This is a genomic window from Streptomyces sp. V4I23 (assembly GCF_030817975.1).
GTDB lineage: Bacteria > Actinomycetota > Actinomycetes > Streptomycetales > Streptomycetaceae > Streptomyces.
Genome location: NZ_JAUSZW010000004.1, coordinates 6,592,638 through 6,617,975, shown reverse-complemented (window position 1 = coordinate 6,617,975; position 25,338 = coordinate 6,592,638). Strand labels below are relative to the sequence as shown.

At 74.1% G+C, this 25,338-nt stretch carries 18 protein-coding genes and 1 pseudogene; 6 read left to right on the top strand and 13 right to left on the bottom strand.

Annotated features, from left to right (window positions below; all coding sequences use genetic code 11):
• The first annotated feature begins 21 nt into the window (after positions 1-21).
• Complete coding sequence (locus tag QFZ82_RS32415) at positions 22-2,400, top strand: glycoside hydrolase family 31 protein (protein WP_307716509.1); 2,379 nt, start codon at positions 22-24, stop codon at positions 2,398-2,400.
• A 12-nt stretch (positions 2,401-2,412) separates the two neighbouring features.
• On the opposite strand, the gene QFZ82_RS32410 is transcribed toward QFZ82_RS32415, so the two are convergent.
• Positions 2,413-2,943 carry an NUDIX domain-containing protein gene (locus QFZ82_RS32410; RefSeq protein ID WP_373429357.1) on the bottom strand — a complete coding sequence of 177 codons (531 nt, stop codon included), beginning with the start codon at positions 2,941-2,943 and terminating at the stop codon, positions 2,413-2,415.
• Positions 2,944-2,982: 39 nt separating this feature from the next.
• On the opposite strand from QFZ82_RS32410, the gene QFZ82_RS32405 reads away from it, so the two are divergent.
• The 4 genes from QFZ82_RS32405 to glpK all read left to right on the top strand — a co-directional run bounded on the left by QFZ82_RS32405 (position 2,983) and on the right by glpK (position 6,802).
• Positions 2,983-3,798, top strand: a complete 816-nt coding sequence (locus QFZ82_RS32405) for a M15 family metallopeptidase (protein WP_307716507.1) — start codon at positions 2,983-2,985, stop codon at positions 3,796-3,798.
• Between the two features lie 31 nt (positions 3,799-3,829).
• Positions 3,830-4,177 (top strand): DUF962 domain-containing protein, encoded by a 348-nt coding sequence (locus QFZ82_RS32400; RefSeq protein WP_307716506.1) that lies wholly within the window; start codon positions 3,830-3,832, stop codon positions 4,175-4,177.
• Positions 4,178-4,471: 294 nt separating this feature from the next.
• Positions 4,472-5,233, top strand: coding sequence for an MIP/aquaporin family protein (locus QFZ82_RS32395; RefSeq protein ID WP_307716505.1), 762 nt, complete (start codon positions 4,472-4,474; stop codon positions 5,231-5,233).
• A 54-nt stretch (positions 5,234-5,287) separates the two neighbouring features.
• Positions 5,288-6,802 carry a glycerol kinase GlpK gene (gene glpK, locus QFZ82_RS32390; RefSeq protein ID WP_307716504.1) on the top strand — a complete coding sequence of 505 codons (1,515 nt, stop codon included), beginning with the start codon at positions 5,288-5,290 and terminating at the stop codon, positions 6,800-6,802.
• A 95-nt stretch (positions 6,803-6,897) separates the two neighbouring features.
• On the opposite strand, the gene QFZ82_RS32385 is transcribed toward glpK, so the two are convergent.
• The 4 genes from QFZ82_RS32385 to QFZ82_RS32370 are packed head-to-tail and all read right to left on the bottom strand — an operon-like array spanning position 6,898 to position 11,199.
• Positions 6,898-7,503: an ATP/GTP-binding protein gene (locus tag QFZ82_RS32385; RefSeq protein WP_307716503.1), complete on the bottom strand. Its 606-nt coding sequence runs from the start codon at positions 7,501-7,503 to the stop codon at positions 6,898-6,900.
• Complete coding sequence (locus QFZ82_RS32380) at positions 7,484-7,888, bottom strand: DUF742 domain-containing protein (RefSeq protein WP_307716502.1); 405 nt, start codon at positions 7,886-7,888, stop codon at positions 7,484-7,486. The genes QFZ82_RS32385 and QFZ82_RS32380 overlap by 20 nt, the downstream gene beginning before the upstream one ends.
• Before the next feature lie 9 nt (positions 7,889-7,897).
• On the bottom strand, positions 7,898-8,353 hold the full coding sequence (locus QFZ82_RS32375; protein ID WP_307716501.1) for a roadblock/LC7 domain-containing protein: 456 nt from the start codon (positions 8,351-8,353) through the stop codon (positions 7,898-7,900).
• Positions 8,350-11,199, bottom strand: a complete 2,850-nt coding sequence (locus tag QFZ82_RS32370) for a nitrate- and nitrite sensing domain-containing protein (RefSeq protein WP_307716500.1) — start codon at positions 11,197-11,199, stop codon at positions 8,350-8,352. The genes QFZ82_RS32375 and QFZ82_RS32370 overlap by 4 nt, the downstream gene beginning before the upstream one ends.
• 506 nt (positions 11,200-11,705) lie before the next feature.
• Here QFZ82_RS32370 and QFZ82_RS32365 point away from each other — a divergent pair.
• Complete coding sequence (locus QFZ82_RS32365; protein WP_307716499.1) at positions 11,706-12,203, top strand: hypothetical protein; 498 nt, start codon at positions 11,706-11,708, stop codon at positions 12,201-12,203.
• A 268-nt stretch (positions 12,204-12,471) separates the two neighbouring features.
• On the opposite strand, the gene QFZ82_RS32360 is transcribed toward QFZ82_RS32365, so the two are convergent.
• The 8 genes and pseudogenes from QFZ82_RS32360 to QFZ82_RS32325 all read right to left on the bottom strand — a co-directional run bounded on the left by QFZ82_RS32360 (position 12,472) and on the right by QFZ82_RS32325 (position 25,327).
• The gene (locus tag QFZ82_RS32360) at positions 12,472-17,589 is read right to left on the bottom strand and encodes a hypothetical protein (protein WP_307716498.1); all 5,118 of its coding nucleotides are present in this window, start codon (positions 17,587-17,589) and stop codon (positions 12,472-12,474) included.
• Positions 17,590-17,696: 107 nt separating this feature from the next.
• Positions 17,697-18,629, bottom strand: a complete 933-nt coding sequence (locus QFZ82_RS32355) for a hypothetical protein (protein ID WP_307716497.1) — start codon at positions 18,627-18,629, stop codon at positions 17,697-17,699.
• A 298-nt stretch (positions 18,630-18,927) separates the two neighbouring features.
• Positions 18,928-20,454: a hypothetical protein gene (locus tag QFZ82_RS32350; protein ID WP_307716496.1), complete on the bottom strand. Its 1,527-nt coding sequence runs from the start codon at positions 20,452-20,454 to the stop codon at positions 18,928-18,930.
• 117 nt (positions 20,455-20,571) lie between these two features.
• Entirely contained in the window at positions 20,572-21,282 is a 711-nt protein-coding gene (locus tag QFZ82_RS32345) for a GntR family transcriptional regulator (RefSeq protein ID WP_307716495.1), read from the bottom strand.
• Between the two features lie 238 nt (positions 21,283-21,520).
• A pseudogene (locus tag QFZ82_RS32340) lies at positions 21,521-21,946 on the bottom strand (hydantoinase/oxoprolinase N-terminal domain-containing protein); the annotation flags it as partial.
• Positions 21,943-22,854 (bottom strand): SGNH/GDSL hydrolase family protein, encoded by a 912-nt coding sequence (locus QFZ82_RS32335; RefSeq protein ID WP_307717911.1) that lies wholly within the window; start codon positions 22,852-22,854, stop codon positions 21,943-21,945. The gene QFZ82_RS32335 and the pseudogene QFZ82_RS32340, both read right to left, overlap by 4 nt.
• 191 nt (positions 22,855-23,045) lie before the next feature.
• On the bottom strand, positions 23,046-24,206 hold the full coding sequence (locus QFZ82_RS32330; RefSeq protein WP_307716494.1) for a glycosyltransferase: 1,161 nt from the start codon (positions 24,204-24,206) through the stop codon (positions 23,046-23,048).
• The gene (locus QFZ82_RS32325; RefSeq protein ID WP_307716493.1) at positions 24,203-25,327 is read right to left on the bottom strand and encodes a glycosyltransferase family 1 protein; all 1,125 of its coding nucleotides are present in this window, start codon (positions 25,325-25,327) and stop codon (positions 24,203-24,205) included. The genes QFZ82_RS32330 and QFZ82_RS32325 overlap by 4 nt, the downstream gene beginning before the upstream one ends.
• Positions 25,328-25,338: the final 11 nt, after the last annotated feature.

Below are 25,338 nucleotides of genomic sequence, written 5' to 3'. Positions count from 1 at the left end.
CCGGGTGGCAGGGTGAGCTGCATGGACGGTCGTGACCTGGTGCGCTCGGTGAGGAATGTCGGCTCGGTTCAGGGCTTGCGGGCGGCGCGCTCCGCGTGGCGGCGGGGCAGGGCGGACGCTCGGGAGCTGTCGGCCAGGGGGGCGGAGCGGGCCAGAGTGCCGGGTGCGGCGCAGGAGGCGGAGCCGCTGCCGGGCGGCGGGATCGTCCGGTTCGCCCGTTCCGAGCTGCGCATCGTGGTCGCCACGGGCGGGGCGGTGTTCCGGGGCTGGGACGGTGCCGAGCCTCTGCCGTCGTACGGGCTGGCCGGTCCGCCTCCGGAGCCCGATCCGCGGGCCGCTCTCGAGCCGGACAAGGACGGCGGCTGGCGGGTGGTGTCGGAGCGGGTGACGGTCGAGGTGTCGCGCCACGGGGCGGTGGAGATCCGCACTCCCGGCGGTGTGGTGCTGCGTCGTGATCTGCCGCCGCGCTGGTGGGAGCCGGTCGGCGGCGGTCCGGCCCGCTGGGTGCAGCGCAGCGAGGTCGGCGCCGACGCGCGGATGTTCGGTCTGGGCGGCCGGGGCACGGGCCTCCGGCTGCGTGGGGGCGCGTACCGGCTCTGGAACGGCGGAGCCGCAGGGCCGGAGGGAGATGCTCCGCACCTCACGATGCCCGTGCAGATGGTGGTCGCCGACGCGGGGTCGCATCTGGCGTTCCACGACACGTCGTGGGACGGCCGGGTCACGGTGCGGGAGGGCGAGGAGGGGGCGGGCTCGGGCCACGACCGGCCGGGGGCCGTCGAGCTGAGGATGGACGGCGGGCCGCTGCGGAGTTGGGTGCTGGTGGGCACTCCGGCCCGTGTGCTGAGCGGTTTCGCGCAGCTCACGGGGGCGCCCGCGCTGCCGCCTTCGTGGGCGCTCGGGATTCAGCACGCGGGCGCCGGGGCGGATGACGAGCACGCGGTGCGGCGTCTGGTGTCCGCCTACCGGGAGCGCGGGCTGCCGTTGTCGGCGGTGCATCTCGGCGGGGGAAAGGGGCGTCCGGCGCAGCAGGCCGGAGCCGGCTGGTTCCGCCGGACGCCTCCCGAGGACGCGGCGGCGGCGTTCGGCGTGGACGAGGCGCGGTTCCCGGATCCGCCCGCGCTGGCGAAGGATCTGCGCGAGGACGGGGTGCGGCTGGTCCGCGTCGTCGGTCCGGCCGTCGCGGCGCGGCCGGGTGACGAGGTGTACGAGACCGGGGTGCGCGCGGGGGCGTTCGTGCGGGACGCGGGGGGCGCCGTGGTGCGCGGGGTGGCGGCTTCGGGCGATCGCGTGCACCCGGACTTCACCGATCCGCGGACCCGGGCGTGGTGGGGGGAGCTGTACGGGGAGTTGCTGGACCAGGGCTTCTCGGGGATGTGGCACGAGGCGCCCGTGCCGTGGGCAAGGTCGCCGTTCGGGGCCATGGCGCTGCCGCGTTCGGCGCGGCACGTGCTGGAGGGCCGTGGCGGTGACCACCGGGAAGCGCACAACGTGGGCGGTCTGGCGATGACACGCGCCGCGTACGAGGCGCTGTGCCGGCTGCGCCCCGACGAGCGTCCGTTCCTGGTGTCCGGCTCCGGCTGGACGGGGGCGCAGCGGTACGGCGGGGTGTGGGCCGGGCCGGTGCCCGAGGGGTGGGCGGGGCTGCGTGCCTCGCTGGCGCTGGTCCTGGGGCTCGGCGTCTGCGGGGTGCCGTTCGCGGGGGCGGAGGCCCGGCCGGTGCCCGGCATGTCGGCGGAACTGTATCTGCGGCGCCTCCAAATGGCCGCGTACCTTCCGCTGCTGTGTGCAGGGAACACGGGCGCGGAGCCGTGGGAGTTCGGGCCGGAGGTGCTGGCGCATGCGCGTGCGGCCCTGCGGGAGCGGGAGCGGCTGCGGCCGTATCTGGTGGGGCTGGCGCATCTGGCACGGCTGACCGGTGCGCCGTACGTCCGTCCGCTGTGGTGGGGCTGCCCGGAGGACCGGGGGCTGCGGGACTGCGAGGACGCGTTTCTGCTGGGCGATTCGCTGCTGGTGGCGCCGGTGCTGGAGCCGGGTTCGGACCGGCGGGCGGTGCGGCTGCCCCGGGGGCGCTGGTACGACACGGTGACGGGCCGCGTGTACGAGGGCCCGGCTCAGGTGCTGGTGGACGCGCCTGTGTCACGGATCCCCGTGCTGGCGAGGGCGGGGACGGTGCTCGCGGTGCAGGGTGACGACGGCCGGGTGGAGCTGGAGGTCTGGGCGCCGGCACCGGGGCGCAAGGGCGGCGGACTGGTGGTGCGCGACACCGGTGACGGCTGGGCGCTGTCGCAGATCGAGCGCTACGCGACGCGTCTGGTGGAGGGCCGTGTGGTGGTGGAGCGGATCACGGACGCAGGGCGTGTGGCGGTGGACGACCCGGTGCGGGTGCGCGGCCTCGGCTGACGGCGAGGCCGGTCAGCGGTGTGCGTACGCGCCCGTGAACCAGTTGCGCGCGGCGGTCGTGTGGAGCGGGAAGGCCAGCTCCTCGGCTCCGCGCAGCAGGTGCCAGCCGTCGGTCTCCTCGGTGGGCCGGGGCGGTGGCAGCGCGGCGGCGGGGCGGGCGGGCAGCAGTCCGAAGAGCAGCAGGTGCCCGGCGGCCGAGCTGAGGGCGTCGGCGAGGCGCACGTCGTGCTGCGGAACCTCGATGCCGGTCTCCTCGGCGAGTTCGCGGACGACGGCGTGCCGCCAGTCCTCGGCGTGGTCGATGAAGCCGCCGGGCAGTGCGGTGCCGCCGCGGGCGGGTTCGATGGTGCGGGTGATGACCACGAGTCCGGTGCCGCGGTCGTCGTACGCGGGCAGCAGGGCGACGGCGACGGGCAGAGGATTGCGGTAGGCGGTCTCGCCGCAGTCGGGACAGGTGCGGGGCCAGCCGGCTGGGGAGCCGTACGGCGCTCCGCAGTGGCCGCAGTGGGAGTCCTGGGGCACGGGCGGACTGTATCCGATCACTCTTTCCCGCCGGGGCGGGAAGTGATAAACGGTGTGCGCATGACTCGACTTGGTTCCGCTTTCCGCGCTCTGACCGTGGCCGCCGCCGGGCTGCTCGCCGTCTCGGCAGCCGCTCCCGTCGCCCGGGCGACCCCCGAACCGAAGGCGCCGCGGGAGTTCGTGTCGCTGCGCACCGTCGCGCCGACGATCATCCAGGAGATGCGCTACACGACGGACCACAACTTCGTCGGCGAGCCCGTCGACGGGTACCGGCAGCCGTTGTGCATCCTGACCCGGCCGGCCGCCGAGGCGCTGGGCCGGGCGCAGTCGCAGCTGCTGCGACAGGGGTACTCGCTGAAGGTGTACGACTGTTACCGGCCGCAGCGCGCGGTCGATCACTTCGTGCGCTGGGCGAAGGACCTGGACGACGAGGCGATGAAGCAGGAGTTCTATCCGCGGGTCGACAAGTCACGGCTGTTCGCGGACGGTTACATCGCGGAGAAGTCCGGGCACAGCCGCGGCAGCACGGTGGACCTGACCATCGTGAAGCTGCCCGCCGAGCCGACGCGGGGGTATGTGCCGGGCGAGCCGCTGACGGCGTGTTACGCGCCCGCTTCCGAGCGCTTCCCGGACAACTCCGTGGACATGGGCACCGGTTACGACTGCTTCGACACGCTGTCGCACACCGACGACCCGCGGATCACCGCGGCCCAGCGCGCCAACAGGCAGCTGCTGAAGGGGACGCTCGCCGCGCAGGGGTTCGTGAATCTGCCGGAGGAGTGGTGGCACTTCACGTTCAAGCCGGAGCCGTTCCCGGACACGTACTTCGACTTCCCGGTGGCGCGGCGCTCGGTCGCGGGGCACCGCGCAGGCTGACGCGGGGGCGCCGGGCCGTTACGGTGCGGTCATGACGCAGCAGACGTTCGATACGTACGAGGAGTTCTGGCCCTACTACGTGGCGATGCACTCGCGGGCCGCTACCCGGTGGGTACATCTCACGGGCACCCTGACCGGGCTCGCGATCAGTGTGTACGGCCTGGCGCGGGGGCGGCTGCGGTACGCGGCCGCCCTCCCTCTGATCGGCTACGGGACGGCCTGGCCGGCCCATTTCCTCATCGAGAGGAACAACCCGGCCACGTTCGGGCATCCGGCCTGGTCACTGCGCGGTGACGCGCAGATGATCCGGATGATGCTGGCGGGCCGGGACGCGGAGCTGGCGGAGATCGCCGCCAAGTGGCTCGCCGAGAACCGCTGACGATCCAATCCGGCGTGGCACACGCGCGGCCTCTTCCACGTTCCCGCCCTCCGTGTCCGGCACCCGCCATGAACCGTGCATGCTGTCCGCGACCTTGACGCCCCATCACGGCAGGGGAAAACTGCCTCCTCGTCGGCATCGCCGCACTTCGGCACGCTCACCACGCTCGTCACGGACGCCGGGCGGGGCCGGGGACCTCCCCTGCCTCCGGGTCCGCAGCCATGCACGCCATGGAGCACGCACCCTGCACGGAGGACCGGGGCCGGGCCCCGGGGCCAGGGCAAAGGAGCCGCCATGAGCAACGGAGACATATTCCTCGGTGAGGTCATCGGCACCGCGATCCTCATCCTCTTCGGCGCGGGCGTCTGCGCCGCCGTCACGCTGCACCACTCCAAGGCGAGGGCAGCCGGGTGGGTCGTCATCGCCTTCGGCTGGGGCTTCGCGGTGCTGGCGGGCGCCTACACCGCGGCTCCCCTGTCCGGCGGGCACCTCAACCCGGCCGTGACCGTGGGCGTCGCCGTCGACACCGGCGAGTGGGGCAAGGTGCCGCTGTACATCGCGGCGCAGATGGTCGGCGCGATCATCGGCGCCGTACTCGCCTATCTCGTCTACTACGCCCAGTTCCAGGCGAACGCCGACATCAAGACCGCCCAGCCGACGCTCGGGATCTTCTCCACCGGCCCCGAGATCCGCAACCCGGCCGCCAACCTCGTCACCGAGATCATCGCCACGGTCGGCCTGGTGCTGCCGATACTCGCCTTCGGCAAGAACGACGGCATCGGAGTCGGCCAGATCCCGGGCCAGGACGCCGGCATCTACGGATCGGGCATCTCCATCCTGCTGGTGTCCCTCCTGGTCGTCGGCATCGGCCTGTCCCTCGGCGGGCCCACCGGATACGCCGTCAACCCCGCCCGCGACCTCGGTCCGCGCATCGTCCACGCCCTGCTCCCGATCCCCAACAAGGGGACGTCGGACTGGGGTTACTCCTGGGTGCCTGTCGCCGGGCCCCTCATTGGCGGGCTGCTGGCGGGTCTGATCTTCAACGCAGCCTTCTAGCCGCATGCCTCCCGGCCTCGGGGCCGCTTCGACAAGGGGACGTAAGGGGACGTCATGACCGACAGGTTCGTCGCCGCAATCGACCAGGGCACCACGTCCAGCCGCTGCATCGTCTTCAACCAGCACGGCGAGATCGTCGCCGTCGACCAGCGCGAGCACCGCCAGATCTTCCCCCGGCCCGGCTGGGTGGAACACGACGCCACCGAGATCTGGTCCAAGGTCCAGGCCGTCGTCGCGGGCGCCCTCGCCAAGGCGGGGCTGCGGGCCGGCGAGCTCAGCGCGCTCGGCATCACCAACCAGCGCGAGACGACGGTCCTGTGGGACCGCGCCACCGGCAAGCCCGTGCACAACGCGATCGTCTGGCAGGACACCCGCACGGCCGCGCTCTGCCGTGAACTCGGCGGCGCGGACGGCCAGGACCGGTTCCGCGACACCACCGGTCTGCCGCTCGCCAGCTACTTCTCCGGGCCCAAGGCCGCCTGGCTGCTGGACAACGTACCCGGGCTGCGCGCACGGGCCGAGCGCGGCGAGATCGCGTTCGGCACCATCGACTCCTGGCTGATCTGGAACCTCACCGGCGGCACCGACGGCGGTGTCCACGTCACCGACGTCACCAACGCCTCGCGCACCATGCTGATGGACCTGGAGACCCTGCGGTGGGACCCGGCCATCCTGTCGGCGATGAATGTGCCCGAGGCGATCCTCCCGGAGATCAGGTCGTCCGCCGAGATGTACGGCACGGCGGTGGGCCAGCTCTCCGGCGTCCCGGTGGCCTCCGCTCTGGGCGACCAGCAGGCCGCCGTCTTCGGCCAGGCATGCTACGACACGGGCACGGCCAAGAACACGTACGGCACGGGAAGTTTCCTGCTGCTCAACACCGGAAACCGGCCCGTGCCCTCGAAGAGCGGACTGATCACCACGCTCGGCTACAAGATCGGCGACGAGAATCCGGTGTACTGCCTGGAGGGATCGATCGCGATCACCGGGGCGCTGGTCCAGTGGTTCCGCGACCAGCTCGGGATCATCCGGTCGGCCGGCGAGATCGAGACACTGGCCGCGAGCGTCGACGACAACGGCGGCGCGTACATCGTGCCCGCCTTCTCCGGCCTCTACGCGCCTTATTGGCGCTCGGACGCGCGCGGAGTGATCACCGGGCTCACCCGGTACGTCACCAAGGCGCATCTGGCGCGGGCCGTGCTGGAGGCGACGAGCTGGCAGACGCGTGAGGTCGTCGACGCGATGTACCAGGACTCCGGGGTGCGCATCACCACGCTGAAGGTCGACGGCGGCATGACCGCCAACAACCTGCTGATGCAGCACCAGGCGGACGTGCTGGCCGTGCCCGTGATCCGGCCGAAGGTCTCCGAGACGACCTGTCTGGGCGCCGCGTACGCGGCCGGGCTCGCGACCGGCGTGTGGTCGGACCTGGACGAGCTGAAGGCCCACTGGCAGCGCGACGTCGAGTGGTCGCCGCGGATGGAGGCCGAGGTGCGCGAGCGCGAGTACCACAACTGGCGCAAGGCGGTGGAGAAGAGCTTCGGCTGGGAGGAGGAGTCCGGCGGAAGCTGAGACCGGCGGCGGCCGGCCCCCGCGGGACGCCCCTGGAGGCGCACGGCCCGTACCCCTGTGGGTGGGGGTACGGGCCGTGTCCCGTGCCGGTGACCTCAGGTGGTGGCGGGCTCGCGGGCCTGGTCCGCGCGGACCAGCGCGTGTTCCACGACGGCCACCAGGATCTCCTTGACCGACTCGCGTTCACGCGCGTCGCCGATGAGGAGGGGGACTTCGGCGTCGAGGTCCAGCGCCGCCCGCACGCTCTCGGCGGGGAAGCGGTTCGCCCCTTCGAAGCAGTTGACCGCGACGGCGAAGGGGATGTCCCGGCGCTCGAAGTAGTCGATGGCGGCGAAGCAGTCCTCCAGGCGCCGGGTGTCGGCAAGGACGACCGCCCCGAGCGCACCCTGTGCCAGCTCGTCCCACAGGAACCAGAAGCGGTCCTGACCGGGGGTGCCGAAGAGGTAGAGCACCAGGTCCTCGCGCAGGGTGATCCGCCCGAAGTCCATGGCGACCGTGGTCGTGGTCTTGCTCTCCACACCGGAGACGTCGTCGACGGGGCGCCCCGCCTCGCTGAGCGTCTCCTCGGTGCGCAGGGGTCTGATCTCACTGACCGCGCCGACCAGGGTGGTCTTGCCGACGCCGAAGCCGCCCGCCACCAGGATCTTCAGAGTCACCGGCTCCGGCGGTGCCTCTCGGCGGCTAGAGCGCCCGAAGGCCATTGATCACCTCGCGCAGAATGCTTACGTCCGGCAGCTCGGCCGGGGGTACGGGACGGGTCACGTGGACGAGTTCGTCGTCCACGAGGTCGCCGACGAGGACCCGGACCACGCCCACGGGCAGGTCCAGTCCCGCGGCGAGCTCGGCGATCGACTGCGGTGTGCCGCCGCAGCGTTCGACGATCTCGACATGCTCCGGGGACAGCGTCTGGTCGTGGCGGGGGTCGGCGGCGGACGCATCGGGCACGACCAGGGCGATCAGATCGAGCCGGTGGCGGCTGTCGTGCGCGGTGCGGCCGCGCGTCATGGCGTACGGACGGACCACGGGACCGGCGTCCGCGTCGATCCAGTGGTGCGGGGTGCGGCTGTTCCGGAGTGAATCACTCATGGCAGCCTCTCACCCTCCGGCGGCCTGACCGGTCCGTGGCGAGGTGGCCAGGTGGGCGCCCACGCGCTTGACCATGAGCGTCATCTCGTAGGCGACCTGGCCCACGTCGGAGTCGGCGTCGGCGAGCACGGCCAGACAGCTGCCGTCACCGGCCGCGGTGACGAAGAGGAACGCCTCGTCGAGCTCCACCACCGTCTGGCGGACCTGCCCTGCCTCGAAGTGGCGGCCGACCCCCTTGGCGAGGCTGTGGAAGCCCGAGGCCACCGCGGCCAGGTGCTCGCTGTCCTCGCGGGTCAGCTCCTTGGAGGTGCCGGTGGCGAGGCCGTCGCTGGAGAGCACGAGCGCCTTGCTGATGCTGGCGACGCGGTCGACCAGCTCGTCGAGGAGCCAGTTGAGTTCGCCGGCGCCCCCGGCGGCGACCGGTGCGCCGGTGGCGCTGGATGCTGCGGCGTTCGGTGCGGTCATGGACCGTCCCCCTCCGATGTCGTTCCTGGTGCGTTCCGGCCGGGGCCGGTGGCCTGGTCCGTGCCGCGTTCGGCCGCGGCTTCCTCGGCGTTGCGCCGGCGGCCGCGCTGCCAGCCCCGCTGCATGGACGCCATACGGTTGCGGACCTCCTCCGCGTCCCGCTCGAACTCCCGCCTCACGGCCGGCGCCACCGACGGCTGTGCGGCGGCCGCTTCCCTCAACTGCGGGGCCAGGCTGGCCTGCCGGACGCGCCGCGGCAGTCCGTCGAGCAGCGGCGGAGCGGCAGCAGGCGCCTCGGAGCCGGGTGCCCGGCCGCGGGGCGACGGATCGGGTTCCTGGGCCACCGGCTCGCGTCCCTGGCCCGACCGGTCGCGGCGGTCCTGGACGAGCGGGATCGGCAGGGCCGGCGGAGCGGTGCCCCCAGCGGGCGGGGAGGTCCGTCCGAAGGGTGTGGGGGCGTCCGTGCCGCGCCCGGCGCCGGGGGCGGGATGGTGCCGCCCGGCGGTGTTCCGCTCGTCGACGCGGCGGCCGTGGTCGGCGACGAGCGTCGGCTGCCGCCTGCGCCGGGGCAGCGGGACGGGTCCGGCCGGCGGCTCCTGCCCCGGTACGAGCCCCTGCCGGTGCTGGTCGCGGCCGGCGCCCTCGCGGCCCGCGCCGTCACGGCGCTGGGAGCGGGGACGGAAGATGCCGCCGCGTTCGCTCTCGGTGTCCTCCAGGTCGCCGAGGGCGGCGTCGACGACGGCCGCGCGGTCGACTGCGCCGGACCGGTCATCGCGGCGGTCGTCCGGCCCCAGGGCGCCGACGGGCGCCTCCAGTTCGACGGGCCCGTCGAGCAGGGCCGAGCCGGTCAGCCCGGAGGGGACCTTGGACAGGGCCAGCCTGCTGTGGTCGCGCCGGCCCGCCGCGCTCTCGGTCTTGCGGTCGAGCCGGAATCCGGTTCCCTGGGTCTCCGGCGCCTCGGTGAGCAGCGCGGCAGGGATGAACACCACGGCCGTGGTGCCGCCGTACGGGGACTGCTGGAGCGAGACGCGCACGTTCTGACGCTGGGCGAGCCGGCTGACGACGAACAGGCCGAGCCGGTCGGTGTCGGACAGCTCGAACTCGGGTGTCTCCGCCAGCCGCAGGTTGGCGTCGAGGAGCGCGTCGGGCGCCATGCCGAGTCCGCGGTCGTGGATCTCCAGGGTGAACCCGTTGGCCACTCTCTCGCCGTGGACCTGCACACCCGTGTGCGGGGGCGAGAACACCGTGGCGTTCTCCAGCAGTTCGGCGATCAGGTGGGTCAGGTCGGCGACCGCGGGTCCGCCGACGCCGATACGCGGCAGCCTGCGCACCTCGATGCGCTCGTAGTCCTCGACCTCGGCGACCGCGGCCCGTACGACGTCCATCAGCTGGATCGGCTTGCGCCACTGGCGGGAGGGCGCCGCGCCGGAGAGGATCACCAGCCCCTCGGCGTGGCGGCGCATACGGGTGGTGAGGTGGTCGAGGCGGAAGAGGTCCGCGAGTTCCTCGGTGTCCTCCGTGCGCCGCTCCATCGCGTCGAGCAGGGTGAGCTGCCGGTGCAGCAGGACCTGGTTGCGGCGGGCGAGGTTGACGAAGACCTCGGAGACGCCGCGCCGCATGTCGGCCTGGCGCACGGCGGCCTCGACGGCGGCGCGCTGCAGGGTGTTGAGCGCCTGCCCCGCCTGCCCGATCTCGTCCTTGTCGTAGTCCAGACGCGGGGCCTCGGTCTCGACGTCGACGTGCTCTCCGGCGGCGAGGCGGCGCATCACGCTGGGCAGGCGTACGCCGGAGACCTCGTGGGCCTCCTTGCGCAGACGGGTCAGGTCGCGGACCAGGTCGCGGCCGATGCGCACGGAGACGATCAAGGAGACGAGGACGGCGAGGAAGCCGAGCACGCCGGCGACTCCGGCGCGTACGAAGACGCTGTACGCGGCGGGTTCGATGCGGTCCTCGTGACGGTCGCCGGCCTCCTTGCTCTCGCGGGCGAGGTCGTCCAGGACGGGTGTCGCGGCCTCTTCCCAGCGGTCGATCTCGGTGGAGGCGAGCCGGTCGACGGGGCCCTCGGTGATGAGGCGTTCCTCCGTCTCGCGCAGCGGCACGGTCTCGGGGCTGCGCCAGTACTCCTCGTGGATCTCGCGGTCCTTCGCCGGCAGGCTCGCGAGGTTGAGCTCGTAGTACAGATTGCGTTGTGCGACGAGGTCGGTGAGGGTGCGTATCTCCTCGCCGGTGACCTTGCGGGTGGTGAGGGTGGAGGCGACCAGAGCGTCCTCGCGTGCGAGCATCTCGCGGGCCCGGAGCAGCCCGACCAGGCCGATTCCCTGCCGTTCGAGCGCGGCGTCGTTGTGGCCGTGCAGGGTGAGCAGGAAGCCGTAGGACGGGTCGACGAGGCGGTTGAAGAACTCGAGGGCCTGGAACCGGGTGATCGTGTTGCTGTCGACGGACCGGCGCAGCGCGCCGAGGCCGTCGAGCGCGTCGAGGAGCGAGGTGAGCTGCTGCGCGGTCTCGGGCGTCATGTCGTCGCGCACGGACTGCGTCCTGGCCTTGTCGCGCAGCGCGGCGACGACGGTGTCGGTCGCGTCCCGCCGGGTGCGCAGGGCCGGCAGCGCGTCGGAGGCACGGCGGTCGGCCAGGTAGACGAGGGTCTGACGGCGTTCCTTCTGGAGGACGTCGACGGTGTTCTCGACCGGGTGGCCGACCTGTTCGGCGACGGAACTGGCAGCCAGGAGCTGAGCGGCGTCCCGGCCGGTCAGGACGGTGGCGAATCCCCACAGTGCCGTGAGGGACAGCAACGGCACGAGGAGCAGCGCCACGATCTTCCGGCGGATGGACTTCCCGCGAAAGCGCATGGCCTCCCCCTGCTCAACCCGGCCCGGCTCGGCGGGTGTTCCGTCAACAAACGGCGCGAGCCTACTACTGTCACACAGACAACTCGAAGGAACGTCCGGACGATTTTCGGCCGACGGAAGTGAACGCGGTAGCGGCATGTCCGGGTATTCGCGGTGATGGCATTCCTCTCCGTGTCACGAGGGAGCGGCGACACGCCTCTTTTCGGACCGGGGCAGTTGGCCGGAATTCTTCGCTTCGAGGTGCGGGGGCGGGGTGTTCGGGGTCGGGACTCGAGTCCGGGACGTGGTCGGTACGGCGGGAATCTTCACGGCTTCCCGATCGTCCATACGTACGGGGAGCCGCGGAGGTTCACAGTCGTCACGCGCCGACTCGTCGATGCGCACCGCATTCCACGGAATGCGGCGGTTGTCCGTGCAGGAGTGCGCGGGCCGGGACAGCCGGAGTAGAACGACGGATTCCGGGCAGCCACCCTGAAGCGGGACAGAGGTGGGGAGTGACAGGATCCATGGACACGCACGAGCGCCGCGAAGAGACTCCGGGCTCCGCGCCGGTGGCGTTGCGGAAAGCGGCGTCCGGAGCGTCCGGAGCGACGTCGGCACATGACGACGCGTATGTGCCGCGCTCGCTCTGGACCGAGGAGCCGAGCGCCAGGCGACGCATGGCGGATCCGGTGCGTACGGCTGCGGTCCGAGCAGTGATCATCACGTCCCTCACGCTGATCCAGGCGATGGCGGCCTTCCTTCTGTCGGTGACGGGTTCGTGGCTGGCGTTCCCGATGGTGCTCAGCAGTGTGGCGAGCACGGTGGTCGCGACCTGGTCGGTGCTGGACGTGTGGGTGACGCGGCAGGTGTGGAACCAGCGGCATGGGGTGGTGTCCGTGCCCAGCAGCACGGCGCGGCAACTGCGCCGTGAGCGCCGCCGGGCGCGCCGGGCGGCGCGGGCGTCCGCGCGCGAGGCGTCGCGGATACGGAGGCCCGGCGCGGGCGGGCTGTCACGAGCCTGACCCGCGCGGGTTCGCCTGCTGAGCGGCGATGTCGCCCGGGCGACAGCCGACTTGGGCGCCCAGAAGGACAAGGCCACTCGAGCCGCAGGTCACGCGGCCGACGTTGCGGGGCCGAATTGCCCTGGTGAACCCCGCTGGTCGGCCGAGAACCGCGCCGGAGCCGCACAACCGCAGGTCATGTGACCGACGTTGCCGGGCAGCCGCCCCCGTGACCGGCCGAGCCGATGCCGTGGCCATCCCGCCCTTGTCGGCCAGGCCGGGCGGTCGGCTACGCGTCCGGTGCCGTCGTCGTCCGTTCGACCGCCGGGGACGGCTCGGACGCCGACTGCTCCGGGAGCGGGGCCCGCTTGAACATGCGCGTGGCCGTGATCTCGCCGTGCACCGTCTCCCCCGTGGGCTCGATCTGGGGAAGCCCGGGACGCAGGTGCTCCTCGACACTGATGTACTTCAGGCCCGCCCGCAGGTCCGCGTCGTTGCGCAGCCGGATCACCAGGGGGAACTCCGCGAGTGCCGTCGTGTCGAACAGGCCCGTTGTGTAGAGCAGTTGCACACCGAGAGCGTCGGAGACGGCACGCTGGAGCTCCAGGAGGTAGGTCGCGTTGGCCCGGCCGATGGGGTTGTCGAGGAAGAGCGTGCCCGCGTGCCGGTGCTTGTCGCGCCCGCGGTCGTTGCTGCGCAGGGCCGCCATCGTGCAGTACAGAGCGATCGCCGCCGTCAGCAGCTGTCCGCCGGAGAAGACGTCGCCCATCTGCCCCACCGGCACCCGCTCCGCGCGGAGCACGGCGTCCGGCTTGAGGATCTCCACGGCGACGCCCTTCGGCTCCAGGGCCGCCTGGACGCCCCTCAGCAGCAGGGACATGCCGTCCCTGCGCCCCTCGCCGTAGGCGGCGGACGCGTTCTTCTTCACCGCCGCGCGGGTCGCCTCGTCGATGACCTCGCCGAGCCGCTCCGCGAGCGTGGCCTGATCCGGCTCCTCGAAACGGATCCGCAGGAACTCCTGTCCCGACCACTCCCCGAGCCCCTCGGGCAGCCGGGACAGCCGCTGGGCCGAGCGCAGCGTCGCGAGGGCCGATTCCACCAGACCGCGCAGGCGGTCCACGATGGTGACGCGGTTGCGCTCCAGCTGCGCCAGTTCGTCGGTGAGCACCCGCAGCCGGGGCGCGAACGCCTCGGCCCACTTCGCGGCGTGCTCGGGCAGCGCGGCCGCGGGCAGTTCGCGGATCTGCTGCCGCGCGGGGGTGCGGACCTGCTCGTAGCGCGTGGAGTTGGCGTGCCGTACGAGCACGTCGCTCGCCTCGCGTACGGCCGACTCGGCGGCCGACAGGTCGGTCGCGCAGCCGCGCAGTGAACGGCGTGCCTCGGCCGCGGTATGGCGGGCCTCCTCCAGCGTGCCCGGATACGGCTCCGGGGCGTCGGCCGCCTCGTCGTCCTGGTGGTGGTCGCGGAGCAGGTCGCGCAAGAGCGCCGCCGTCTCGTCGAAGCCGCCGGCGGCGTCCTCGGCGGCTCGATGGGCCCGGAGCAGCTCCGCGTGCGTGGTGCGGGCGGTCTCCAGCGCCTCCGTGCGAGCGGCCAGTTCGCCGTCGGCGGTGCGCAGCAGCGCCTTGGCGTGCTCGGCGTCGGCGGGGACGAGGTCGTCGGGCAGGTCGGTGTGCGACGCGCCGTCGGCCGGGGCCAGCCGCTCGGCCTCGCCACGGAGACGGCCGAGCTTCTCGCTCGCCTCGGACGCGCGTGACTCCAGCATCTGCACGAGCGCCTCGGCGCGGGCGGCGGCTGCCTGGCGGGACGGGCCGTCGGCGCCGTCCGTGCCTTCGAGGAGCTGGGCGGCGCGGGTGCGGACCTTGTTGGTGAGGCGGTCGAGCTCCGCGAGTGCGGCGCTCTCGTCGCTCTCGGCACGGGCCTGTTCGGCGCGGAGATCGGCGCCGACGCCGACCTTCTCGTAGAGCTGGGACGCCGCACGGTAGGCCTCGCGGAGCGCGGGCAGGGAGGCGCGCGGGGCGTCGCCGTCGTGCTCGGGGAGGTTCTCGGGGGCTCCGGCGATCTCGGCACGCTCGGCGCGCAGGGCGCGGGCGGTGCGGCGGGCGTCGTCACCGGCGCGCTGGGCGGCGCGGCGGTCCTCGTCGGAGGCTTTGGCGCGCTCCAGGCAGGCGGCGGCGCGGGCCTCGGACTCGGCGGCCTCGTCGGCCAGTTCGCGCAGCTTGGCCTGCCAGCCCGCGCGTTCGCGCAGCCGGAACGCGAGGCCGGCGAGCGCGTCCGCGGCGCGACGGGCGCGCTGCGCGGCCTCCTGCCGCTCCTCCCGCACACGCGCGGCGTCGGCGGCCGCCACGTCGGCCTCGGCCCGTGCCGTACGGGCCTCGGCGAGGGCCTCCTGCGCCTCCACCGCCACGGCGCGGGCGGTGCGCGCGGCGTGGGCGAGTTCGGCGAGCATGCCCTGCGGGCAGTCCTCGCGCCAGGCGGCGAGCCGGGCCGCGAGGGAGCGGTCGCCGGCGAGGCGTGCGGCGAGCGCGCGGATCTCCTCGTCACGGGCGGTCGCCCTGGCCCGCAGCGCGTGCCGTTCCTCGTCGGCCGCGGCCTCGTCGTGCATGGCGGGGTTCGGCGGGACGAGGAAGACGTCCTGCTCGGTGCCGGTGCCCGTCGCGGGCACGGGAGCGAGCAGCGCGGCGGCGGTGCCGACGGCGACGGCCGAACGCGGCAGCAGTGCCGCGCCGGCGAGCGCCTCGCGCGCGCGGGCGTGCGAGGCGGGGTCGGTGATCACGACACCGTCGACGAGCTCGGGCCGCGCGGCCAAAACGGCGGCATGGTCGGCGGGGTCGACGGACTGGGCGAGATAGCGCCAGCCGGGCAGCGCCGGAATGCCGTGCTCGCCGAGGAACTCGACGGTGGCGAGCACGTCGGGCGCGGGCGGCAGGAGCCCGCCGTCACCGAGGGCGCCGAGGATGCGGGCGTCGTCGGCGGCAGCGGTGCGCAGGTCGAAGAGCTGCCGCTCGGCGGACGCGATGGACTGCTCCAGCAACTCGCGGAGCTCGTCCGCGAATCCGTCGAGCTCGGCGGCGCCGAGGGGACCGTCACCGGCCCGTCGCGACGCGGTGCTCCGCCCGTCGGCGGCATCCTCGGGAACCCCGCCGTACGCCGCCGTGTTCCCCGTGGCCGGAGCACCGGGAACGCCGTGTCCCGCCCGGGCCGCCTCCCCATGGGCCCGGCCGCCGGAAGCGGTGCCGTCGTTCCAGGGGCTTGCGGGTGCCCCGCCGGGGGCTCCGGCGCCTGCTTCGGCCAGGGCCCCGTGGGCACCGCCGTCCACGCCCCCTTCGGCATGGCCGCCGGACGTCCCGTCGTGCGCTGCGGTGCTCGCATCGGCCGACGCCCTCGGTCCGCGATGCCCGGGCTCGACCTCGGGCTGAGCGTCCTCGGGCCGAGCACCGGCCCCGTCGTGCGCGGCGTCACCGGGGTGCGGCACGCGGGCGGCGGCCGCCGGACCGCGGGCGTGGTCGGCGGGGACCGCGCCGGGGCCGCGCGGTGCCGGGACCGCCGGGCCGGGCAGTTGGGGCGCGGGAAGGCTCAGCAGGTCCGCCAGCCGGCCGTCCTCCGCGATGGACTCGGCCGCGCGGCGCTCCGCCTCGTACGCGTTCTCCGCGGCCTGCGCCGCGTCCGCCGCTCGCGCGGCGGTCAGCTCGGCGCGCGACTCCGCCGCGGCGGCCTCCTTGGCGCGCTCGGCCGTGACGCGCGCCGCCTCACGTGCGGCGTCCCAGGCCGCGACCGTCGTCTTCTCCGCGTCGCTCGCCGCCAGCGCGGCCCTGGCCGGGTCGGCGTCGGGTGCGGTGTCGTCGAGCCAGCCGGCCCGTACGGCTTCCGCGGTCTCCTGCTCGACCTCGGCGAGGCGCTGACGCAGGTGGCCGATCTCGCTGCGGGCGCGCTGGGCCTCGGTCGCCGCGACCGTGGCGTCACGGTGGGCGGCCTCGCCGGTCTCCTGGAGGGCGCGGGAACGCTCCTCCTCCTCGTTCGCGACCCGTTCACCGTCCTCGGCGGCCTTGTGCAGAGCGCGTACGAGATCTCCGGCGGCCTTGGCGCGTGCGGCCAGGGCGGGTGCCGCGTCCCGCTCGGCCTCGCGGATCGCCGCCGCGACGCGGGCGGAGCGGTCACCGGCGGCGCGGTGTCGCAGCACGGCCTCGGCCGCCTGCCAGGCCGAGTGCAGCGTGCGCGCGTCGATGAGCTCACGGCGCTGCGCGGCGGCGCCCTTCTCGGCGACGGTCAGGGCCAGGGAGGCGTGCCGGTACGCCAGTTCGGCGGCGATCAGAGAGCTGCGGCTGCGGGCCTGCTCGGCCTCGGTGACGGTGTGCGCGGCGGCCGTGACCTGCTGGGCGAGGTCGGCGGCACGGGCCCGCTCCTGCGTGGCGCGGGCGGAGAGGCGGCGCGCCAGGGTGCGGGTGCGGCGCTCGGCGCCGGTGTGGATCTCGCGTGCTCGCGTACGCGCCTCGGCGGCCTCGACGATCCGGCCGAGGAGGTCGGCCGAGCCGGCCGTGAAGTCCCGCTCCGCGGTGAGCTCGGCGCGGCGGCCGAGCTTGTTGCCGAAGCCGCTGACGAGGTCCGCGAGGCCGTCGGTGTCGCGGGTGTCGGTGACGGCTCGCAGCAGCAGATCGGTGAAGTCGGAGTCCTTCTTGACGGCGAAGAGGCCCGCGGCCTCGCCCTCGTCGGCGTTCATCTCGCGCTGGTAGCGGAACAGTTCGGGGTCGAGGCCGAGCTCGCCGAGGTGTTCGTTCCAGCGATCGTGGATCTCCTCCCAGTACACGTCGAGGTGCGGATACGCCTTGCCGGCCTCGGTGACGGCGTCGCGGAAGCCCTTCATGGTCCGGCGCCGGCCACGGGCCCCGGAGGCCCCTTCGACCGGCGGCCGGACGGCCGTGGACTCGGCGACGGGGAGGGAGTCGAGGCTGAGGCCGGGGCCGGGCCGGAAGGAGTACCAGGCCTCGGCGAACTTGCGCGGGTCGTTGGAGACCTGGCGCCCGCGCCACTCGCTGACCTTGCCGACGACGACGAGCTCACCGGTCTGCGTGTGCTGCCATTCCAGGGCGACATGTCCGCAGTCGTCGGCGAGCAGGAACTTGCGCAGCACGCCCGAGCTCGCGCCGCCGAGGGTGTTGCGGTGGCCGGGCAGCATGACCGAGAAGATCAGCTTGAGCAGGACGGACTTGCCGCCGCCGTTCTCCAGGAAGAGCACGCCGGCGGGGGCGGGACGGCGCGGCGGGCCGACCGGCTCCTCCTCGAAGAACTCCGCCTGGGTGGGAGCGGGGTTGGGCACCGGCTCGCCGACTCCGCGCAGGTCGAGCACGGTGTCGGCGTAGCGCGCACCGGCAGGGCCGATGGAGTAGAGGCGGACCCGGGACAACTCGTACATGGCGGCGGACTCTCAGTCTTCTTCTGGCTTCGTCGAGCGGTGGCGCGTGCGGTGCGGTGGCGCGGGGAAGGCGGCTGCGAGGGGACGGTGACGCGGGGCGGGGGCGGTCACGCGTGGAACGGCAGGCCGGCGTCCGCCGCGAGCTCCAGGTCGTCGCCGTCGGGCGGCGGGACGAGGGTCGCGGTGCCGTCGCTGACGGGGACGACACCCAGCTCCAGCAGTTCGGCCATCGCCGCGCTGCCGGCCATGTCGCGCACCTGCAACTGGTAGCGCGCGGTGGTGCGGTACGCGCCTCCCGCGTCGTCGCCGGTCCGCTGGAGGAAGCCGGAGTCGGTGAGGAAGGCGACGGCCTTGCCGACGATGCCGGTGGTGGATCCGGCGAGGCGGCGGGCGTCCTTGGTGGCGCCCGTCGCGCTGCGGCGCGCGTACACCCGCCAGGCCGCCTCCAGGCCGGGGGCGTCGCTGGCCGGGTCGCTGTTCTCGCCCTGCTCCTCGGCGCGCTCCTCCAGCCTGCGGCAGGCCTGCCGGACGAAGGCGTCGACGCCGTTGACGGTGATCCGGCCGATGTAGCCGTCGTCCGCGAGGTCCTCGGGACGGGGGAAGGCCATGGCCGCGACGGCGAGGTGGGCCAGGCCGTGCAGGAAGCGGTCGGCGGAGTCGGCCGCGGCGCGGCGCGCGTAGTCCCCCATGCGGACGGCGAAGACGGAGTCCTCGGCCGCGGTGACGGCCATGCCCGCGCGGGGCGAGACCTCGAGCACGACGAGGCCGAGGCCGGTCGCGACGGCGTCGGCGAGCCGCGCGAAAGAGGTGTCCTCGCGGTAGCGGCGGAGCAGTTCGGCGTACTCCGCGTCGCGGGCGGGGAGCAGCTTGGGCTGCAGGCCGAAGGAGACGAGCCGGGCGGCGTCGGCGGCATCCGCGGGGGTGACGTTGCCGGGGCCGCGGGTGGGTCCGGTGGCCGTGGAGACCGGGCCGGCCGGGGGGCCGAGCGGCGCGTCGGCCTCACGCCACGGCGTGGCGTGCTCTGCGTGCGGCTCGGTCACGGTCGGTGCTCCTCTGTGCGGTGGTGGTGCGTGTGCGGGCGGGCGGCGCCTGCGGCGGGCTGTTCCCCTGTCCGGCCCTTCGCGAGCCGGGGCAGGCCCCGGACTCCGTACCGCGCTGCGCGCGGTGTCCTCGATCTGCCTGTACGGCCCGGCAGCCGTGGGAGCAACCCGCGGACGGACTGACGGTGCGTGGCCGAATCCAGCCCGGCGGGCGTTTGAGGCGCTGGGGGTCCCCCCACATCCGCTGGGCGCAGGGTCCGGGGGCGAAGCCGCCGGTCGAGGGAGGGCGCAAGGTCGGTCACGTGCCCTCCGTGCGGTCCGCCGCCATGCCCGCCGCGTCCAGCAGTGCGGTGCCCACGATCAGGTCCGCACCGCCGAACTCGGGGTCGTCCAGCTCCGTGCCGTCGTCGACGGCGAAGAGCAGGCGCTGTTCGCCCTGCCGGTACGCAGTGCCGACCGGCGGGCTCGCCGCGTGGACGGCCAACAGGGCGACGAGGTAGGGCAGTTCGGGGTCGGCCCGGCGGGCCTCGGCGAGGAGACCGGAGAGCCGGCGGGGTGCGTCGTGCTCCAGATCGAGCAGCTCCATGGCGCTCGCCAGCTGCTCCTCGCTGAAGCGGCTGTCGTCGGGGGTGGCGATCAGATCGGGCTCCGGCATCTCCGCACCGAGGTGCTCCCGCTCCGGCGGCGGGGTGAGCAGCAGGTCGACCAGGTCGCCGACGCGGACGGAGGCGGGCGTGCGCAGCCCGGTGCCGCGGGCGAAGAAGGCGTGGGTGACGCGGGTCGCCGAAGCGACGGGCAGAGGGAGCAGGGGGGCCAGCAGTTGGCCGTACAGGTCGAGTCCGGTCCGCGCGGTGGGGCGGGCGAAGGCCTGGCGGTCCTGCTCGGCGCGGAAGAGCGGGCCGGCCTCGAGCAGCCGGGACTGCAGCTGGGTGTGACGGCGGATGCAGTCCTTGACGATGTCGACGAGCTCGGCGGCCCGCCGCTTGTGCTCCGGGTCCTCCGCCTCGTCGCGTGCCTTGCGGATGTTGGTCAGGATCGCGTTCTCGTGGCGGTAGCGGCCGGCGACGTGGTCGAGGGCCTCGGCGATCATGTCGGGGACGGTGTTGAGCCAGTCGACCGCGCGCACGTTGCGCCGGGTGGCGTCCAGGGTCCGGCGCAGGGTCTCCGAGTACTGCACGGTGCGGTACCGCGCCTGCTCGGCGGCGAGCTGGGCGTCGGCGAGGCGGCCCCTGCTGATGAGGACCTCCAGCTTCACCTCGGCCGCGATCTGTGCGCTGGTGACGTCGGTGTCGAGGGCGCCGACGAGGACGTTGACCGCCTCGTCGGTCGTACGCAGGTAGACGCTGCCGCCGTATCCGGGGACTTCCTCGACGAGCTTGAAGTCGTAGTCGCGGCGGGTGTAGACCCCGTCGGTACCGAAGGTGCCGTACACGGCGCGGAATCCGCGGTCCACGCTGCCGACGTTGATCAGGTTCTCCAGGACCCAGCGGGCGACGCGCTCGTGCTCGGCCTGCGGGCGGTGCGGCGCCTGGGCCGCGACCCGCGGGAGGAGTCTGGCCACTATCTGGTCGTGGTCGGCTCCGGTGTCGAAGTCCATGTTGAGCGTGACGAGGTCGATCGCGGCGAGGGCGACCTCGGCCATCGCGTAGACCGTGTACTCCCCCGCGAGGTTGGCCTTGCGGGCGTCGAGGTCGTGCAGCGGAGCGGTGCACGCGAGCGCGCGGAGGCGCCGCGCCAGCCCTTCGTCGGCGGCCGGGCCCTGCGCGGGCCGCGGCACCGCGCTGAGCTGGGGCGGAACGAATTCCGTCGGGGCAGGCGAAGTCACGGTGCACAGATTAGGTCCTCGCACTGACAACGGAGAAAACGGCGCAGAAGCGACCGCTCCGCGCCCCGGCCGTCCCCCTGCGCACTCCCGGCCGCCGGGGAGTCGGTCCCGGGCCCGCTACGCCCTGTCGGCGTCGGCGACGAGTCCCGCGCAGGCCTCGACGACGCGGGTGCGCGAGTCGTCGAGGTAGTCGGCCAGCAGCCGCTCGGCCCTGGTGCGTTCGCCGGCGCGCAGGGCCTCCAGGATCTCCCGGTTGCGCACGAGATAGGGCTGGTGGAGGCCACGGGGATCGTCCACGACGTGGAAGGCGAGGCGGAGCTCGGCGAGGACGCCGCGCATGAGCTCGTCGGTGCGGGCACTGCCTGCGAGGGCGACGAGTTCGCGGTGGAAGTGGATGTTGGCGGTCGAGACGCCCTTCCAGTCACGTTCGCGGGCGGAGCGTTCGCCGCCGGTGACCGCCGCGTCGAGTGCGGCCAGGTCGTAGGGCGGCTCCCCCAGGCCCTGCACGACGGCGCATTCGACGAGCTGCCGGGTCCGGTAGATGTCCTCGACGTCCTGGACGGCGAGCATGCGCACGAAGACGCCGCGATTGAGCTCGTGGACGAGCAGCCGTTCATGGGTGAGCAGCCGGAACGCCTCGCGCAGGGTGTTGCGGGAGACGCCGAGCGCCTTGCCGATGCTGTCCTCCGACAGCCGCTCGCCGGGCGGGAAGTAGCCCTCGGCGATGCGGGTGCGCAGGATGTCCGCCACCCGCTCGGCCGTGCTCGTGCGCCCCAACAGCGGGCGGTCCTCGGCCAGTCCGCCGGCCCCGGGCTCCGTCGTCCCCACAACGCCCTCTCTCCCTCGCCGGACGGGCTCACACCGGCGCACGGGGTCCATCGTAGAAGCTCGAACAACTCAACGCGCCCCTTGTCGGATCGTTCAATGATCCTCTACGTTGGCGTCATCGCTCGACCCGCACAGGCACGCCTCCCACCGGCCGCGCAGCCCAGCAGTCCCAGTCAGTCCCCCGCACGCTCCCGCACGGACGTCGCGCGTCCGCAGCACACCCCACCGCACTCCCTCCCCTCAGCGAGGTGACCACGGTGCCGCGGGCGTCGACGCGCTCGGGGACCTCGACGACCCGGTCGTACACGGCCTCGGGGAGGACGATGCGGCGGTCGAAGAGCCGGGGCCGGCTCTGGTACGCGATGCGCAGGGCGTCACGGAACCCTTCGGTGATCACGAGCACGGTCGGTTCGCCGCGGCGCTCCAGCAGGGCGTTGGTGGCGACGGTGGTGCCCATCCTGACCGCGGCGACGCGGTCGGCCGGGACGGGCTCGCCGTCGGGTGTGCCGAGCAGCAGGCGGATCCCGGCGACGGCGGCGTCACGGTAGCGCTCGGGGTTGTGCGAGAGCAGTTTGCGGGTCACGAGCCGCCCGTCGGGGGGTTTGCCCACGATGTCGGTGAAGGTGCCGCCACGGTCGATCCAGAACTCCCAGCGCCCGCTCATTCCCCCATTCCTGCCCCGGCGGGGCGGAACGGCGGCTCCGGCGACACGGCGGCGAGAGCGGCGGACAGGGCGTGCTCGGCGGACCGGTCGAGCCGGGCGCTGGTGCCGCGGGCCCAGTGCTGCATCTCGTCGCCGGCGAGCCGCAGGAGCTGCGGGATCAGGTCGGTGCACCGGCGCGCCACCCATCCGGTGCCCGCCGTGGCGAGCCACAGCAGCGCCTCGGCGCGGGTGGGCCGCGGCCGGTCGGGTTCGGTGGAGGGGGGCGGGCCGTGGACGAGTCCGCGGGTGGAGAGCAGGTCGTGGAAGGACCGGGCGAGCATGCGGTGTCCCCGTTCGCCGGGATGCAGCCGGTCGGCGCTCCACATGGACCGGTCGGCGACCCAGGCGGGGTCCGCGGCGTGCAGATGGACGGCGCCGTAGCGGTCGGAGAGGGCGTGGACCACGGCGTTGACGGCCCGCTGCCGCCGGGCCAGAGGCCGGGCCAGGGGGACGGGCAGGGCGAACATCGCACCGGGGTCGGGCAGGCAGGCCGTGAGCAGGACGGCGCCGCGCGCGGCGAGCGCACCGCACACCCGGTCGAGATGGTGCGTGAGCCGGCCGATGTCGAAGGTGCGCCGGAGGGTGTCGTTGACGCCGACGACGACGGACGCGATGTCCGGTCCGAACTCGAGGGCCTGCGGCGCCTGGTGCTCGGCGACGTCCCGGCTGAGGGCGCCGCTGACGGCGAGGTTCCGGAAGACGGCGGGCCGCTCGGCGCTCCCGACGCCGTCGGCGAGCAGCGCGGCCCACCCCCGCCACCCGCCGTCGACGGGGTCGCCGACGCCCTGGGTGAGCGAGTCGCCGAGCGCGACGAACCGCAGGGGCGGGGCCGTGTCCGTCCGCGCTCTCTGCGCTGCGCGCGGCGGCATGGCCGTCTCGTCCAGGAGCACCGACCCGGCACGGCCGTCCCGTGGCGGTGGTACGGCGTGCCATCCGCCCGTGGAGCCGTCCCCGTCCGCGCCCGCTCCCGCCGCGCCGATCCTGGATCCGGCCATGCTCTCGGGACCGGCTTGCGCGCACAGGCACCGCACGCCGCGCTCCCCGTCGAGGTCCGCGGTCGTCATGCCTGGACTCCCGGTTCCTTCGCTCCGTTCCGTACCGGCAGGGCGTCGTGGGCGGCCAGGAACGCCGTCACCGAGCTGTCCCAGTCGAAGAGTTCGGCCCGCGCCCGGGCCGCCTCGCGTCGGGTGCTCTCATGCCTGGCGAGGACCTCCAGGACCGCGTCCGCGAAGTCCGTCGCCGTGTCCGCCGCGGCGACGCCGGCGTCGCCGATCACCTCCGGCAGCGCGGAGGACGCGCTCGCCACGACGGGCGTGCCGCAGGCCAGGGCCTCCAGCGCGGACAGCCCGAACGTTTCCGCCGGGCCGGGCGCCAGGCACACGTCCGCCGCCGCCTGGAGGTCGGCGACCGCCTCCCGGTCGGCGACGTGGCCGAGGAACCGGACCGGCAGGCGCTCGGCCTCCGCCCTGCGCACCAGCGGCGCCCTGAGGGGCCCGTCCCCTGCGACGACCAGCGCCGCCGGCACGCCCCGTTCCCGGAGTTCCGCCAGCGCGTCCAGGGCGGTGCCGGGCCGCTTCTCCACCGAGAGCCGCGAGCAGAGCAGCAGCAGGACGCGCGCGCCGTCGGCGTACCGGGCGCGCAGCACCGTGCTGCGCCGCCCGGGCCGGCACCGCCGGAGGTCCACGCCGAGCGGCGCCCGTACGACGTTGCGCGCGCCGATGCGGATGAACTCGCGTTCCGCCCACTCCGTCGTGCACACGATCTTCGAGTAGGCCCAGGCGCTGCGCCGGTTGAGCCGGTCCGCCGTCCGCGCGGCGAGCGAGTCCGGCAGGCCCCAGGTGCGCAGCACACCGTCGGCGGTCTCGTGCGAGACCATCACCGACGGGATGCGGTGGCGGCGCGCCCACTCGCCCGTCCAGCGCAGGGTCGTGCGGTCCGAGACCTCGAGGCGGTCGGGTGCGAGGTCCTCGAGGAGGCGGCGCAGCCGTCGGCGCCCGGCGAGCACCCGGTAGCCGCCGGTGCCGACGAGCTCGGGGCCGGGCAGGGTGACGACGCGGCCCTGCGGGGTGTGCCGGTCGCTCTCCAGGTCTCCGGGGACGACCAGAACGGGCTCGTGCCCGGCGGCGAGGTAGCCGCGGCCGAGCTGGTCGAGCGCGGTGCGCAGCCCGCCGGACGACGGCGTGACGAAGTTCGCGAGCCGTACGATGCGCAGTCCGCTCATGCCGCCACCGCCGTGCGCGCGCCGAGGACGTCGGCGTAGTGGTCCAGCAGCATGTCGCCGACCGCGGCCCAGGTGCGGCCCTCGACGGCGGCGCGCCCGGCGCGTGCGAAACCGGCCCGCAGCCAGGGGTCGTCGGCCAGCGCCCGTACGGCGTCACGCACCGCGTCGGTGCTGTGGGGCGCAACGAGCAGGCCGGTCCGCCCGTGGTCGACGAGGTCGAGCGGGCCGCCGGCGGCGGGCGCGAGGACAGGGACGCCGCTCGCCATGGCCTCCTGCACGGTCTGGCAGAAGGTCTCGTACGGGCCGGTGTGCGCGAACACGTCGAGGGAGGCGAAGATCCGCGCGAGGTCGTCCCCGGTGCGCCGGCCGAGGAAGACCGCACCGGGCAGCGCGCCGCGCAGCGAGGTCTCGCTCGGTCCGTCGCCGACGACGACCACCCGTACTCCTGGCAGGCCGCAGGCGCCCGCGAGGAGTTCGACGTGCTTCTCGGGGGCGAGGCGGCCGACGTAGCCGACGATCAGCTCCCCGCCGGGCGCCAGTTCGCGCCGCAGGTTCTCGTCGCGCAGCTCGGGACGGAAGCGGGCCGTGTCCACCCCGCGCGGCCACAGCGCCACGCGCTCGACGCCGTGCTCCTCCAGGTCGCGCCGGGCCGCGGTGGACGGTGCGAGGGTGCGGTCGGCGGCTCCGTGGACCGCCTTGATGCGCCGCCAGGCCGTGCCCTCGCCCGCTCCGACGTAGGTACGGGCGTACCCGGCCAGGTCCGTCTGGTAGACGGCCACGGCCGGCAGGCCGAGCCGGGTCGCCGCGGCCATCCCGCGGACACCGAGCACGAAGGGGCTCGCGAGGTGGACGATGTCGGCGCGGTGCGCGGTGATCGCCGCCGCCACCCTGCGGCTGGGGAGCGCGACCCGTACCTGCGGATAACCGGGCAGCGGCAGGGAGGGCACCCGGACGACAGGGCACGGCGCGTGGGGGTCGGCGCTGTCGGCCCCGGCCGCGGCCGGGGCGATGACGAGCGGTTCATGACCGCGCGCGGCGAGGTGCCGTGCGGTCTGCAGGGCGCAGTGCGCCACACCATTGACGTCGGGCGGGAAGGATTCGGTGACGATGACGACACGCATACCCGTGTTGT